The sequence below is a fragment of the Streptomyces argenteolus genome, assembly GCF_042902585.1.
In the GTDB taxonomy this organism is placed as follows: Bacteria; Actinomycetota; Actinomycetes; order Streptomycetales; family Streptomycetaceae; genus Streptomyces; species Streptomyces argenteolus.
The window spans coordinates 816,234-829,358 of the sequence record NZ_JBIBEG010000001.1 but is presented as its reverse complement, the minus strand read 5'-3'; the positions used below and the strand labels follow the sequence as shown (position 1 = coordinate 829,358).

Annotated in this window: 11 protein-coding genes; 7 read left to right on the top strand and 4 right to left on the bottom strand. The window is 72.4% G+C overall.

What is annotated here, in order from left to right; translation table 11 throughout:
• Positions 1 to 12: 12 nt before the first annotated feature.
• Positions 13 to 534 (bottom strand): MarR family winged helix-turn-helix transcriptional regulator, encoded by a 522-nt coding sequence (locus ACFY8O_RS03640; protein WP_145803700.1) that lies wholly within the window; start codon positions 532 to 534, stop codon positions 13 to 15.
• Between the two features lie 39 nt (positions 535 to 573).
• Between ACFY8O_RS03640 and ACFY8O_RS03635 the strand changes: the two genes are divergently transcribed.
• Both ACFY8O_RS03635 and ACFY8O_RS03630 read left to right on the top strand, forming a co-directional pair.
• Complete coding sequence (locus ACFY8O_RS03635) at positions 574 to 1,533, top strand: DMT family transporter (RefSeq protein WP_387898452.1); 960 nt, start codon at positions 574 to 576, stop codon at positions 1,531 to 1,533.
• A 111-nt stretch (positions 1,534 to 1,644) separates the two neighbouring features.
• The gene (locus ACFY8O_RS03630) at positions 1,645 to 2,490 is read left to right on the top strand and encodes a S1 family peptidase (protein WP_387898450.1); all 846 of its coding nucleotides are present in this window, start codon (positions 1,645 to 1,647) and stop codon (positions 2,488 to 2,490) included.
• 43 nt (positions 2,491 to 2,533) lie between these two features.
• Here the strand turns inward: ACFY8O_RS03630 and ACFY8O_RS03625 are convergent, their stop codons facing one another.
• Together ACFY8O_RS03625 and ACFY8O_RS03620 are read right to left on the bottom strand one after the other, a co-directional pair.
• Positions 2,534 to 4,156 (bottom strand): N-acyl-D-amino-acid deacylase family protein, encoded by a 1,623-nt coding sequence (locus ACFY8O_RS03625; protein ID WP_387898447.1) that lies wholly within the window; start codon positions 4,154 to 4,156, stop codon positions 2,534 to 2,536.
• A gap of 37 nt (positions 4,157 to 4,193) precedes the next feature.
• A complete protein-coding gene (locus ACFY8O_RS03620; RefSeq protein WP_387899553.1) occupies positions 4,194 to 5,525 on the bottom strand; it encodes an alanine racemase in 1,332 nt (443 codons plus the stop codon).
• 107 nt (positions 5,526 to 5,632) lie between these two features.
• On the opposite strand from ACFY8O_RS03620, the gene ACFY8O_RS03615 reads away from it, so the two are divergent.
• The 4 genes from ACFY8O_RS03615 (at position 5,633) to ACFY8O_RS03600 (ending at position 9,479) form a co-directional block, all read left to right on the top strand.
• On the top strand, positions 5,633 to 6,688 hold the full coding sequence (locus ACFY8O_RS03615) for a sugar kinase (RefSeq protein WP_387898444.1): 1,056 nt from the start codon (positions 5,633 to 5,635) through the stop codon (positions 6,686 to 6,688).
• Complete coding sequence (locus tag ACFY8O_RS03610; protein WP_145803693.1) at positions 6,685 to 7,443, top strand: IclR family transcriptional regulator; 759 nt, start codon at positions 6,685 to 6,687, stop codon at positions 7,441 to 7,443. The genes ACFY8O_RS03615 and ACFY8O_RS03610 overlap by 4 nt, the downstream gene beginning before the upstream one ends.
• A gap of 6 nt (positions 7,444 to 7,449) precedes the next feature.
• Complete coding sequence (locus ACFY8O_RS03605; RefSeq protein ID WP_145803691.1) at positions 7,450 to 7,860, top strand: RidA family protein; 411 nt, start codon at positions 7,450 to 7,452, stop codon at positions 7,858 to 7,860.
• A 146-nt stretch (positions 7,861 to 8,006) separates the two neighbouring features.
• Positions 8,007 to 9,479 (top strand): GntP family permease, encoded by a 1,473-nt coding sequence (locus ACFY8O_RS03600; protein WP_387898440.1) that lies wholly within the window; start codon positions 8,007 to 8,009, stop codon positions 9,477 to 9,479.
• A gap of 36 nt (positions 9,480 to 9,515) precedes the next feature.
• Here the strand turns inward: ACFY8O_RS03600 and ACFY8O_RS03595 are convergent, their stop codons facing one another.
• Complete coding sequence (locus tag ACFY8O_RS03595; protein ID WP_387898437.1) at positions 9,516 to 11,588, bottom strand: serine/threonine-protein kinase; 2,073 nt, start codon at positions 11,586 to 11,588, stop codon at positions 9,516 to 9,518.
• 181 nt (positions 11,589 to 11,769) lie between these two features.
• Between ACFY8O_RS03595 and ACFY8O_RS03590 the strand changes: the two genes are divergently transcribed.
• Positions 11,770 to 13,074, top strand: a complete 1,305-nt coding sequence (locus ACFY8O_RS03590) for an Nramp family divalent metal transporter (RefSeq protein ID WP_387898434.1) — start codon at positions 11,770 to 11,772, stop codon at positions 13,072 to 13,074.
• Positions 13,075 to 13,125 lie beyond the last annotated feature (51 nt).

Here is a 13,125-nt window from a genome sequence, read left to right as displayed (position 1 = left end):
CCCCGCCGGGGGTCAGGGGCCCGGCGGCGGCTCCACGCGGGCCAGCCAGGTGGTCAGCAGCGTCTCCAGCTGTGCGGCCTCCTCGGGGGACAGCGCGTCCAGCAGCCGGCGTTCGTTGCGCATGTGCGCGCCGAAGGCCTGGTCGATCAGGTCGCGTCCCGCCGGGGTGAGCGCCACGACCCGTCCCCGGCCGTCGGCCGTCGAGCGGCGGCGGCTGACGAGGCCGTCGCGCTCCAGTCGGTCGATCCGCTTCGTCATGGCGCCGGTCGTGACCATGGTGTGCGCGGCCAGTTCGCCCGGGGCCCGCTCGTACGGCTCGCCCGCGCGCCGGAGGGCCGCGAGCACGTCGAACTCGCCCTCGCCCAGACCGTGACGGCGGTACACGGCGCACAACTGCTCGGTGAGCAGCGCGCCCAGTCGGTGCAGCCGCCCGATCACGGCCTGGGGGCGCACGTCGAGATCCGGGCGCTCCCTGGCCCATTCGGCCTGGATGCGTGCCACGTGGTCCAGCTGTTCCTCGCGGTGTTCCGCCATGGCCTCACTATAGCTTCCCGGGAAGGCATAATGACTTCCATGGAAGCTAATCTGCGCTGGACGCTGGTCACGGCGGCGGCTCCGGTCTCCTGGGGCACGAACTACTACGTCACCCACGCCTATCTGCCCGCGGGTGACCCCCTGTACGGCGCCGTGATCAGGGCCCTGCCCGCCGGACTGCTGCTCCTGGCGGTCCGCAGGGAGCTGCCGCGGGGTTCGTGGTGGTGGCGCAGTGCCGTGCTCGGCCTGCTCAACACGGGTGTCTTCTTCGCCCTGGTCTACATCGCCGCCCAGACGCTTCCGACCAGCCTCGCCTCGACGATCATGGCCACCTCGCCCATGGTCATGATGGCGGTCGCCTGGGGGCTCGTCGCGGAACGTCCGCACGCGCGACACCTGGCCGGGGTCGTCGTCGGGGCCGGGGGAGTGGCGCTCATGCTGCTCGGCGGCGAGGCGCCGGCCTCGCCCGGCGGGGTCGTCGCCTCCGTGGCGGCCATGCTGCTGTCGTCCCTCGGATACGTCCTGGCCAAGCGGTGGGGCGGCGAGGTCGACCTGCTCGCCTCCACTGCCTGGCAGTTGATCGCGGGCGGGGTGTTGCTGCTGCCGCTCGCGGTGCTCGTGGAGGGCGCCCCGCCTTCCCTGGACGGTCCGGCCCTCCTCGGCTTCGGCTATGTCGCCGTGGTGGCGACGGCCCTCGCCTTCGTCGCGTGGTTCGCCGGTCTGCGGCACCTGCCCGCCGCGACGGTCGGCCTGGTGGGGCTGCTCAACCCCGTGACGGGGGTGCTGCTGGGGACGCTGGTCGCCGGTGACGTGCTCACCGCCCGACAGTTCTGCGGAGCGGGCCTCGTGCTGGCGGGGGTCCTCCTCGGGCGGCCGGTGACCGGGGCGGGCGGACGGGGTCCACGGGGCCGGGGTGAAGGCCGCGCGGAAGGGGTCCGCCGTGAAGGGCGCGCGGGTGGGGGCCGCGGGTCCGTGGCGAGGGCCGGGCGGGTGCCCTGATCCGCCCGCGGCTTGATCCCGCCCCTTGTCGGGCACCCCTCCATGCGCAAGCATGCGCATGTCAAAGCCGGAAGAACTCCGGTCACGGGCACATCTGGAGGGGACCCCCACATGAACAAGCCTCTCGTCGGCGCACTTCTTTCCGTCCTGTTCCTCGGGGCGGGCGTCGCACCCGCGGCGGCGTCCACGGCCACGAGCCCGGACAGGACCGAGGCCCGTGCCGCGGCGGCCACCTTCGCCGGCACGGTCGCGCTCAGCAACTGCTCCGGCTCCGTCGTCCGGGCGCCCTCGTCGCAGCCGGGCGATCCCGCCCTCGTGCTGTCCAACGGCCACTGCCTGGAGACCGGCTTCCCCGACCCGGGCGAGGTCGTGCTCAACAAGTCCTCGACCCGCAGCTTCACCCTGCTGAACGCCGCGGGCAGCGGTGTCGGCACCCTGCGGGCATCCAAGATCGCGTACGGGACGATGACGGACACCGACGTCTCGCTGTACCAGCTGACCCGCACCTACGCCCAGATCGAGAGCTCCTACGGCATCAAGGCCCTCGAACTCGACACCGTGCGCCCGGCACAGGGCAAGGCGATCACCGTCGTCTCCGGTTACTGGAAGCGCACCTACAGCTGCGCCGTCGACGGGTTCGCGTACCGGCTGAAGGAGGGGGTGTGGACCTGGAAGGACTCGGTCCGCTACACCTCCGCCTGCCAGACCATCGGCGGTACGTCCGGGTCCCCGGTGATCGACAACGCGACCGGCAAGGTCGTCGCCGTCAACAACACCGGTAACGAGGACGGGCAGCGGTGCACGGACAACAACCCGTGCGAGGTCGCCGAGGACGGCACCGTGACCGTACGCAAGGGCATCAACTACGCCCAGCAGACGTACACCTTGGTGCCGTGCATCGGTGCCGGCAACCAGATCGACCTGAACCGGGCGGGCTGCGCACTGCCCAAGCCGTAGGGACCGGGGCGGGGGCGGACCCACCGGCCGCCCCCGCCCTTTCTCAGACCCGCGCGCGGCCCGTGCCCCGCACCGCCCGGCCCGCGAGCGTGGGGGTGCGCTTTCCGTCCTGGATGACGAAGCGGCCGTCGATCAGGACGTGCGGGATGCCCACCGGGAGGGTGCGCGGTGCGTCGAAGGTCGAGCCCGCCGCCACCGTGTCCGGGTCGAAGAGGACCAGGTCCGCGCGGTAGCCCTCGCGGACCAGGCCGCGGTCCGGGAGGCGCAGACGGGCGGCCGGGCGGGAGGTGAGGTGGGCGACGCACTCCTCCAGCGAGAGGATGCCCAGCTCGCGCGCGTACCGGCCGAGGTACTGGGGGAACGTGCCGTACGCGCGGGGGTGCGGCTTGTCGCCCTGGAGGATGCCGTCGCTCCCCCCGGTGTGCACGGGGTGGCGCATGATCTGCCGCACGTTCTCCTCGTGGCCCACGTGCTGGAGGATCGTCGTGCCCAGCCGGTCCCCGATGAGCAGCCGGCGGGCCGTCACCCACGGCTCCTCGCCGCGGAGCAGGGCGGACTCGGCCACCGTACGGCCGACGTGGTCCGACAGCTCCGGGTCGCCGACGCCGGAGATCTCGATCGTGTCCCACTCGATCGGGACGCCGTGGCAGCCGTCTGAGCCCAGCACCTCCATGTGGTGCCTGATGCGTTCGGCGGTCGCCTCGTCGGCGAGCCGGGTCAGGATCGCCTCCGGACCGCCCTCGCCCGCCCAGCTGGGCAGCATCGCCACGAGGGTCGTGCAGCCGGGGGTGTACGGGTAGGTGTCCAGGGAGATGTCCGCTCCCGACGCGAGAGCCTCGTCCAGGAGGGTGAGGAGCTCGGGGGCCCTGCCCTTGTTCACGCCGAAGTTCATGGTGGCGTGGGCGAGATGCAGGGCGCAGCCGGCGTCGCGGGTGAGCCGCACCATCTCCTCGTACGCCTGGAGCGCTCCCGCCCCGTAGGAGCGGTGGTGGGGGCAGTAGTAACCGTCGTGGGCCGCCACCACCCGGCACAGCTCGGTGAGTTCGGCGTCCTTCGCGTACATCCCCGGCGTGTAGGTCAGGCCCGAGGACATGCCGACGGCGCCCTCGGCCATGCCCTGGGCGACGAGCTCCCTCATCCGGTCCAGCTCGGCCCCGGTCGCGGGGCGGTCGTCCCAGCCGACGGCGAGCATCCGGACGGTGCCCTGCGGGATGAGGTAGGCGGCGTTCACGGCGATGCCCTGACCGCCGAAGTTCCGGTCGAGGCGGTCGAGGTAGCCGCCGACCGTGCGCCAGTCGAAGTCGATGTCGCCGCCGTCGCCGTTCCAGCCGGCGATGGAGCGGCGGACCTCGGCGAGGGTGCGGTCGTCGGCGGGGGCGTACGACAGCCCGTCCTGGCCGAGGACCTCCAGGGTGACGCCCTGGGCGGCCTTCGCGCTGTGGTCCGGGTCGCGGAGCAGGGCGAGGTCGCTGTGCGCGTGCATGTCGATGAAGCCCGGCGACAGCGCGAGGCCATCGGCGTCCAGGGTGCGGGCGGCGGTGGGGCGGGGGCCGCCGCCCTCCCCGCGGATCTCGGTGATCCGGCCGTCCGTGACGCCCACGTCGGCGCGGTAGGAGGGGGTGCCGGTGCCGTCGACGACGCGGGCGTCGCGGATGACCAGGTCCATGGGTGTCGCCTTTCGGGTGGGGGAGGGCTCCGCCGGCTCAGAAGAAGGTGCGGATGTAGTCGGTGACGGTGCCGTCCGCCTCCACCAGCGGGATCAGCTGCCACTTGTCGAAGGAGGTGCAGGGGTGCGAGAGGCCCATGCCGAGCCAGTCACCGACCTCCAGCTCGGCGTCCGCGTCCGTACGTACCCAGCCGTGCTGGTCGGACAGGGCGCTGACGGTGATTCCGGCGGCCGGCCGCACCGAGCCGTCGCGCGCGGAGCGGACGGCCTGCGCCTCGGGGAGGTCCAGGTCGTAGGCCGCGTCACGCTTGCCCGCGTTGACGAAGGCCTGCTCGGGGGTGGGACGGGAGACGACCTGCGCCCAGAGCCGGAAGGCCGGCTGGAGCGCACCCTCCTCGGGGATCCGGTTGAAGGGGGTGAGGTGGCGGTAGTGGCCGTCGTCGTGACTGACGTAGGCGCCGGAGCGCAGCAGTTTGAGGACCGGGCGGCTCAGCTCGGGGATCTCGGCGAAGACGTCGGCGACCGCGTCGAACCACGCGCTGCCGCCCGCGCTGATCAGGATCTCCTCGCCGTCGGCCAGGGCGCTGAAGCGGCCGTCGGCGTCGAAGGCGGCGGCCAGCCCGACGAGCCGTCGCAGCCACGCACGCACCCGCTCGGGAGTGGCGTCCGGGACCTCGCCCTCGTAACCCGCGACGCCGACCAGGCGCAGGGTGGACGTTTCGGCCACCGCGTCGGCGACGGCCGCGCAGTCGGCCTCCGTGCGGGCGCCGGTGCGGGCGCCCTCGCCCGCGCCCAGCTCCACCACGACGTCGACGGGACGTACGGCGCCTGCCGCGCGCAGGGCCTCGTCCATCAGCTCGACGCCGCGCACGGAGTCGACGTAACAGGCGAACGTGAAGCCGGGGTCGGCGTCCAGCTCACCGGCCAGCCAGCGCAGGGCCACCGCGTCGACGAGCTCGTTGGCCAGGAAGATCCGGCGGATGCCGTGGGCGCGGTACACCCGGGCCTGGTGGGGGACCGCCGCGGTGATGCCCCAGGCGCCGTGCTCCAGCTGGCGCGCGAAGAGCTGCGGGGACATCGAGGTCTTGCCGTGCGGTGCGAAGGCCAGGCCGTGCCGCTGCGCGTACGTCTCCAGGAGCGCGAGGTTGGCCTCGACCGACTCGGCGGACAGGGCCAGCACGGGCGTGGTGAAGCCGCCCGTGAAGAGGTTGCGGCGCTCGGCGGCCAGGGCGCCGACGGTGAGCCCCTCGGCGTCGGGCGGCAGCGCCTTGAAGCGGTGGTCGACCACTTCGCCGGCGAGTGCCGTAACGGACTGTTCGGCGGACTGCTGGGCGGCCAAGGGACCCTCCTCGGAGACTTGTCGTTGCATCATCTGCAACGACCATTGCGCATATCGCTCAAGGCTGTCTAACATCCGAGCCGATGCCGGGTCAATGGTGTGCACCGGCGCCCACGGCCGACCAAGAGGAGCCCAGAGTGTCCGGACACGCAGCCAGGACCGCCACCGCGGACGTCGTCTGCCTCGGCGAGTCCATGGTGACGTTCCTGCCCTCGCAGCCGGGCCGCCTCGCCGACGTCCCCTCCTTCGCCCGGGGGATCGGCGGAGCCGAGTCCAACGTCGCCTGCGCGCTGGCCGCCGCCGGCCACCGGGCGGCCTGGGTCGGCAGGGTCGGCGCGGACGGCTTCGGCGACCACCTCGTCGAGGCCATCACCGGCTACGGCGTCGACACCTCCGCCGTCCGCCGCGATCCGGACCGCCCCACCGGCATCTACTTCCGCACGGCGACGGACCGGGCCACCGACGCCCACGAAGTGGCGTACTACCGGGCCGGATCCGCCGCCTCCGCGATGTCCCCGCACAACGTCCCGTACGAGAGCGTGCTCGCCGGCCGCGTCCTGCACCTGTCCGGCATCACGGCCGCGCTCTCCGCCGACTGCCTGGCGCTCCTCGACGACCTCACGGCTCCCCGGGAGAACCGGCCGCTGATCTCCTTCGACGTCAACCACCGGCCCGGCCTGTGGCGCGGTGGCGACGCCGGCCCCGCGGTGCTGCTCGGCCTCGCCCGCCGCAGCGACCTCGTCTTCGTCGGCGAGGACGAGGCGGAGGAGGCGTGGGGCCTCCACGGGGCCGGGGCGATCCGCGCCGCACTCCCGGAACCGGCCCTCCTGGTCGTCAAGCGGGGCGCGGACGGCGTCACGGTCTTCTCCCGCGCCGGAGACCGGGCGCGGGACACCGTCACCGACGTCCCCTCGCTCCACGTCGACGTCGTCGCCGCCGTCGGAGCGGGCGACGCCTTCGCCGCCGGCTTCCTCTCCGCCACCCTGCGCGACCTGCCCGTACGCGACCGCGCCCGGCACGGCCACCTCATGGCCGCGGCCGTCCTCACCGTCCCCGGCGACCTCACGGGTCCGCCGCCCCGCGCCCACGCCGACCGGCTGGCCGCCCTCGACGACGAGGCCTGGGGCACACTTCGTCTCGGCCCCGGCTGGACAGCCGCCGCAGGGGCGAACGAGGAGGTACGCATCACATGAGCCAGACGGTCGACCGCGCGCTGAGCATCCTGCCGCTGCTCGCCCAGGGCCCCGCAGACCTCGGCCAGGTCGCGGAACGGCTGGGCGTCCACAAGTCCACGGCGCTGCGCCTGCTGCGCACCCTCCACGAGCACGGACTGGTCTACCGCCAGGAGGACCAGCGCTACCGTCTCGGCGCCCGGCTCTTCGCCCTCGCGCAGGAGGCCGTCGAGAACCTCGACGTGCGCGAGATCGCCCACAGCCACCTCGTCGCGCTCAACGAGCAGTGCGGCCACACCGTCCACCTCGCGGTGTACGAGGAGAACGAGGTCCTCTACATCGACAAGGTCGAGAGCCGCTATCCCGTGCGCATGTACTCGCGGATCGGCAAGCCCGTCGCGATCACCGTCGCCGCGGTCGCCAAGCTGCTCCTGGCCGACCTCACCGAGCCCGAGCGGCGCGTGATCGCCGAACGGCTCGACTACCCCATGTACACGTCCCGTTCGATCCCGAACGCCGGCGCCTTCCTCAAGGAGCTCGCCGTCGTACGCGAACAGGGCTGGGCCACCGACCTCGGCGGCCACGAGGAGTCCATCAACTGCGTCGGCGCCCCCATCCGGGGCGCGGACGGGCGGGTCGTCGCCGCCATGTCGGTGTCCGCGCCGAACGTGGTCGTCACGGCCGAGGAACTCCTCACCCTGCTCCCCCTGGTGCGACGCACCGCGGACACCATCAGCCGGGAGTACTCCGGCACCACCCCCACCAAGAAAGCCTGAACCGCCATGACCGAGAAGACCGCCCTCACCCCCAGCACCCACACCGCCCCGCCCGCCCGGTTCTCGCACGGCGTGAGGAAGGGGAACATCCTCCAGGTCGCCGGTCAGGTCGGCTTCCTGCCCGCGGTCGAGGGCCAGGCCCCCACCCCGGCCGGCCCCACGCTGCGCGAGCAGACCCTTCAGACCTTCGCCAACGTCAAGGCGATCCTGGAGGAGGGCGGCGCGAGCTGGGACGACGTGATGATGATGCGTGTCTACCTCACGGACGTCGACCACTTCGCCGAGATGAACGCGATCTACAACGAGTACTTCGGCGAGCAGGACCTCAAGGCCCCCGCCGCGGCCCGTACGACGGTCTACGTCGGCCTGCCCAAGGGGCTGCTCATCGAGATCGACGCCCTCGCCGTCCTCGGCTGACCCCCGCCGGCCCCACCTCCTGAACCGCTCCCCCCGCCTCAGCACCCAGCACCACGGCACGGCGCCCCACACCTTCCCCCGAGGGGCGCCGTGCCGCGCTCCCCCCTGCCCCGAAGGGCCCTGTCACCAACGGAGTTGACCCGCACATGCTGCTCGCCGCCGCCCCCGCCCCCGAGGCGCCACCCCACACCGGTGGACTGCTCCTCCTCATCGGCGGCACCCCCGGTCTGCTGACCGTCGCCGCCCTCGGAATCGCGCTCCTGCTCTTTTTGATCATCAAGGCCCGGCTGCAGCCGTTCGTCGCCCTGCTCGCCGTCTCCATAGCCGTCGGCCTCGGCGCCGGCCTCTCCGTCACCGAACTCTTCGGCACGGTCCAGAAGTCGGCCGCCGTCTCGGTCATCGAATCAGGCATGGGCGGCATCCTGGGACACGTCGCGATCATCATCGGGCTCGGCACGATGCTCGGCGCCATCCTGGAGGTCTCCGGCGGAGCGGAAGTGCTCAGCACACGCCTGCTCAACCTCTTCGGTGAGAAGCGCGCCCCGCTGGCCATGGGCCTCACCGGTCTGATCTTCGGCATCCCGGTCTTCTTCGACGTCGGCATCTTCGTCCTCGCGCCGATCGTCTACGCCGCCGCCAAGCGCTCCGGCAAGTCGATCGTCCTGTACGCGATGCCGCTGCTGGCCGGCCTCTCGATGACCCACGCGTTCCTGCCCCCGCACCCCGGACCGGTCGCCGCCGCGGGCCTCTTCAACGTCTCGCTGGGCTGGGTCATCCTGATGGGCGCCGTCGTCGGCATCCCCTCCGTCCTCGCCGCCTGGGCGTACGCCGCGTGGATCGGCAAGCGCGTCTTCGTCGACGTGCCCCAGGACATGGTGGAGGCGGCCGAGGAGTCCAAGGCCGCGGTCGTCGCCGAACAGCGCGCTGCCGGCGTCACGCCGCACGAGAAGCCCGTCCCGCTCGGCACGGTGCTCGCGATCATCGGCACGCCGCTGGTGCTGATCCTGGCCGCGACGTTCTCGTCCATCGCGCTCGACCCCTCGACCCCGCGCTCGGTCGTCGAGTTCTTCGGCAACCCGTTCGTCGCGCTGACGATCGCCCTGTTCCTCGCCTACTACCTGCTGGGCATCCGGCGCGGCTGGTCCCGCAAGTCCCTCGAAGCGGTCTCCACGTCCTCGCTGAAGCCGGTCGGCAACATCCTGCTGGTCGTCGGCGCGGGCGGGATCTTCGGCGCCGTGCTGAAGGGCAGCGGCATCGCCGACGCGCTCGCCGACACCTTCAACGACGTCGGCCTGCCCGTCATTCTGCTCGCCTGGCTGATCTCCGTCGTCCTGCGGGTCGCGCAGGGCTCGGCGACGGTCGCGATCGTCACCACGGCGGGCATCGTCGTCCCGCTCGTCGAGGGCCAGGACATGTCGCAGGCGCACCTCGCACTGATCATCATGGCGATCTCCGCGGGCTCGATCTTCGCCTCCCACGTCAACGACGGCGGCTTCTGGATGGTCTCGAAGTACTTCGGGATATCCGAGCGCGACACCCTCAAGACCTGGACGGTCCTGGAAACCGTGCTCTCGGTCGCCGGATTCGTCGTCGCGGCGGCGCTCAGCCTGGTGATCTAGCCGACGACGGGAGCCGGCCCGCCCGGGCGGGCCGGTTCAGACCCATCTGACGCAGAGCACCGTCCGGTCGTCGTTCACCTCGAACCGCCAGTAGTCCTCCGCGTCGGTGCCGCTCCGCGAGCAGTAGCCGGGAGGGTACGTCGACTCGGCCCGCCAGCGGCCGGTGATCTGCAGGATCACGTCGTAGCCCTTGGGCACGGTGTCCGCGCCGCAGCTCCACACCGTCATGAGCCGGGCGTCCGTCATCCGGTCGCCCCGGTGCTTGGCGACGAAACACTCGCCCACACGGAACTGGCGCTCCACACAGAGCGTGGTGCTGAACTCCGTCACGGAGCCCACGTGCGACCAGAACGACTCGCCCGAGCCGCCCGGGCAGCCGGAACCACTGATCCCGTCCTCGGTCGAGGTGACACGGAGGTAGGCGTCGGCCGCGTCGCAGTCCACGGTCTTCGGGGTGTCGGTCGACCAGTCGCCGTACCCGTCGTCGTAGGCGGTGAGGCAGTCCCCCGTCGACACGGCGCCGAACGCCTCGTCGTCCGCGTCGGGCGTCGGTTCGGGGTCGGGTTCGTAGCCGGTGCCCGAGCCGGCGACCGACGTGCTGCCGGCCGCCCCGGTGGTCGGAGAGGCGCTGGAGGTGAGACCGCTGCCTCCTTCGCCGTCCGAGGAGCCGGCCCGCGCGTTCTGCCACACGAAGAACGCGATGACGGCCAGCACCACCAGGACGCCCACCACGGAGGAGGACTTCCCGGACGGGGCGGGCGCGGAAGGTGCCGGAGCCGGGCGGGCCGGCCGCGACGGCATTCCCGCCGATCCCGAGGAAGCCCGGGGTGCCTGCTGCCGACCCCGGGCTGCCCGCTCCCGCGCGGCCTGCTGCTCGGCGCGCTCCCGTTCCCGCTTCGCGGCCTCCCTGCGCGCCTTCTCCTCGGCCCTCCTGCGGTCCTCCTCGGCCTTCCTGCGCTCCAGTTCCCGCTGCCACTCCTGCTCCCGCAGCCGCTCCTGCGCGACCCGGGCACGCTCACGCTCCGCCTCCTCCTTCTCGGCGCGCTCACGCTCCGCCCGTTCCCGCTCCGCCTGTTCGCGCGCGACGCGCTCCCTCTCGCGCGTGTACACCCGTGTCGAGTCCGGGGGCGGGACCACGTCCGTGCGCAGGTCGGCCGTCAGTCCCTCGGGGTCCGTGTCCCCGGTCGCGGAACCCGCTCCGCGTGCCAGGACCCGCCCCTGGCGCTCGTACTGGGTGATCAGGTCCGTCCACCGCTGGGGCAGCCAGCGCCGGCCGTCCTGCGAGACCGGCAGCCCGGCCAGCGAGCGGCGGAAGCGGTCCAGCATCTCGGCCGGCACGGGCCGCTGCCGCGGATCGGCCGCCAGGCAGGGGCGGATCAGCGTCGCCAGTTCCTTGGGCAGCCCCTCCAGGTCGAGCTCGCCCCGCTGCACCCGTGCCAGCAGCGCCAGGGTGTCGCTGTCGGCGCGGTAGGGGGGCCGGCCGAGGGCCAGATGGAACAGGGTGGCCCCGAGCGAGTACACGTCCGAGGCCTCCGTCGAGGGCTCGCCGCGCGCCTGCTCGGGCGAGGTGAAGGCGATCGTGCCCAGCGTGAGGGTCGTGCGGGTGAGGTCGTTCGCGTGGGAGATGCCGAAGTCGATCACCCGGGGACCGGCGAGCGGCAGCAGGATGTTCTGCGGTTTGAGGTCCCGGTGGATGATGCCCTCGCCGTGCAGCGTGACGAGCGCCTCGGCCGTCCCCGCCGCCAGCCACCGGACCGCGGAACCCGGCAGCACCCCGGCGCTCCGGACCAGTTCGGACAACGAGGGGGCGGCGATGTAGTCGATCGCCATCCAGGGCCGTTCCGCTCCTGGGTCCGCGTCCCGGACCCGCGCGGTGAACGCGCTGTCGATCCGCTGGGCGAGCTCCACCTCCCGGGTGAAGCGACGCCGGTCCACGTCGCTCACGACGCCCTCGGCCAGCAGCGTCTTCACGGCGACCAGCCGGCCGCCGGAGCTCCGGGCGAGGTAGATCCGCCCCATGCCCCCGGAGGCCAGCCTCCCGAGCAGTTCGTACGGACCGAGTGCCGCCGGGTCCCCACCGCCCAACGGCTCGACTCGCGCGCCAGCCATGCCACTTCCCCCGTCCCGCAGCCCCACCGTCCCGCGCGCCCAGCGTCCCACGGGTGGTCGGCCGGTGCACCACCTCTCCTGTCACGGAACGTCCACAGCTGCTCGCGGAGAGCGCGCGTACGGGGCGGAGGTGCGACGCGACCCCTTGTGCGAAGGCGCGCGATGCGCTTCGTTGACCGACATGGCGGAGACAAGCGGAACCACAGACACCGGGGAGCTGGACTCCCGGCCACGTCGGTCGAGTTGGAGGTACATCGGCCCGGGCATCGCCGTCGCGGCGACCGGCGTCGGCGCCGGTGACCTGGTCGCGACGCTCATCGCGGGGAGCAAGTTCGGCTACACCCTCATGTGGGCGGCCGTGATCGGCTGCCTCGTCAAGATCTCGCTCGCCGAGGCGGTGGGTCGCTGGCACCTGGCCACGGGCCGCACCCTCTTCGACGGCTGGCGCACCCTCGGCGGCTGGACGACCGGCTACTTCGCCGTGTACGTCGTCGTCTGGGGCTTCGTGTACGGCGCGACGGCCATGTCCTCCAGCGCCCTGCCCCTCGTGGCGCTCTTCCCCGACGGGCCGGGGCTGAAGACCTGGGCGATCATCACCGGGCTGATCGGCCTGGTCTTCGTCTGGTTCAACCAGTACGCCGTCTTCGAGAAGGTCATGACGGTCCTGATCGGCGTCATGTTCGTCGTGGTGGTCTACGTCGCGATCCGGGTGGTGCCGGACGCCGGCGCGTCCTTCGCCGGGCTCCTCCCCGTGCTGCCGGACGGCTCGCTGATCTACACGCTCGGGCTGATCGGCGGGGTCGGCGGCACCATCACGATGGCGGCGTACGGCTACTGGGTGAACGCCAAGGGATGGTCCGACTCCAGCTGGATGAAGGTGATGCGGGTCGACAACCGGGTCGCCTATCTCACCACCGGCATCTTCGTCGTCGCCATGCTGATCGTCGGCGCCGAACTGCTGCACTCGTCGCACCTCGCCCTGACCAAGGGGGACCGGGGGCTCATCGACCTCGGCCAGGTCCTGGAGGACCGGTTCGGGTCCGCCACCGCGAAGCTGTTCCTGGTCGGCTTCTTCGCCACGTCGTTCTCGTCGCTCATCGGGGTGTGGCACGGCGTGAGCCTGATGTTCGCCGACTTCGTGGAGCGCATCCGGCAGGGCGGCGGCGAGGCGGTGGCCGAGCGGCCGGCGAGCGAGAGGGTCGGGCGCCAGGAGCGGTCCGTGCCCTTCCGCGCCTACCTGCTCTGGCTGACGTTCCCGCCGATGACGCTCCTGTGGCTGGACGAGCCGTTCGGGCTGGTCATCGGCTACGGAGTCCTGGGCGCGTTCTTCATGCCGTTCCTGGCCCTGACCCTGCTGTGGCTGCTCAACTCCTCGCGCACGCCGAGGGAGTGGCGCAACGGATGGCTCAGCAACGGGATGCTCGGGGCGGCGGGGCTGCTGTTCGTCGTCCTGTGCGTCCAGCAGGTGCGCGACCTGCCCTGGTAGGTGCCCCGCGCCGGTGTGCGGGAGCGTGGCAGCGCCGCCGGGGGAGCGGCG

Coding starts and splice junctions, on each gene's coding strand:
- ACFY8O_RS03640 (WP_145803700.1), bottom strand. CDS start 534: ATGGCGGAACACCGCGAGGAACAGCTGGACCACGTGGCACGCATCCAG.
- ACFY8O_RS03600 (WP_387898440.1), top strand. CDS start 8,007: ATGCTGCTCGCCGCCGCCCCCGCCCCCGAGGCGCCACCCCACACCGGT.
- ACFY8O_RS03625 (WP_387898447.1), bottom strand. CDS start 4,156: ATGGACCTGGTCATCCGCGACGCCCGCGTCGTCGACGGCACCGGCACC.
- ACFY8O_RS03605 (WP_145803691.1), top strand. CDS start 7,450: ATGACCGAGAAGACCGCCCTCACCCCCAGCACCCACACCGCCCCGCCC.
- ACFY8O_RS03590 (WP_387898434.1), top strand. CDS start 11,770: ATGGCGGAGACAAGCGGAACCACAGACACCGGGGAGCTGGACTCCCGG.
- ACFY8O_RS03610 (WP_145803693.1), top strand. CDS start 6,685: ATGAGCCAGACGGTCGACCGCGCGCTGAGCATCCTGCCGCTGCTCGCC.
- ACFY8O_RS03620 (WP_387899553.1), bottom strand. CDS start 5,525: ATGCAACGACAAGTCTCCGAGGAGGGTCCCTTGGCCGCCCAGCAGTCC.
- ACFY8O_RS03630 (WP_387898450.1), top strand. CDS start 1,645: ATGAACAAGCCTCTCGTCGGCGCACTTCTTTCCGTCCTGTTCCTCGGG.
- ACFY8O_RS03595 (WP_387898437.1), bottom strand. CDS start 11,588: ATGGCTGGCGCGCGAGTCGAGCCGTTGGGCGGTGGGGACCCGGCGGCA.
- ACFY8O_RS03635 (WP_387898452.1), top strand. CDS start 574: ATGGAAGCTAATCTGCGCTGGACGCTGGTCACGGCGGCGGCTCCGGTC.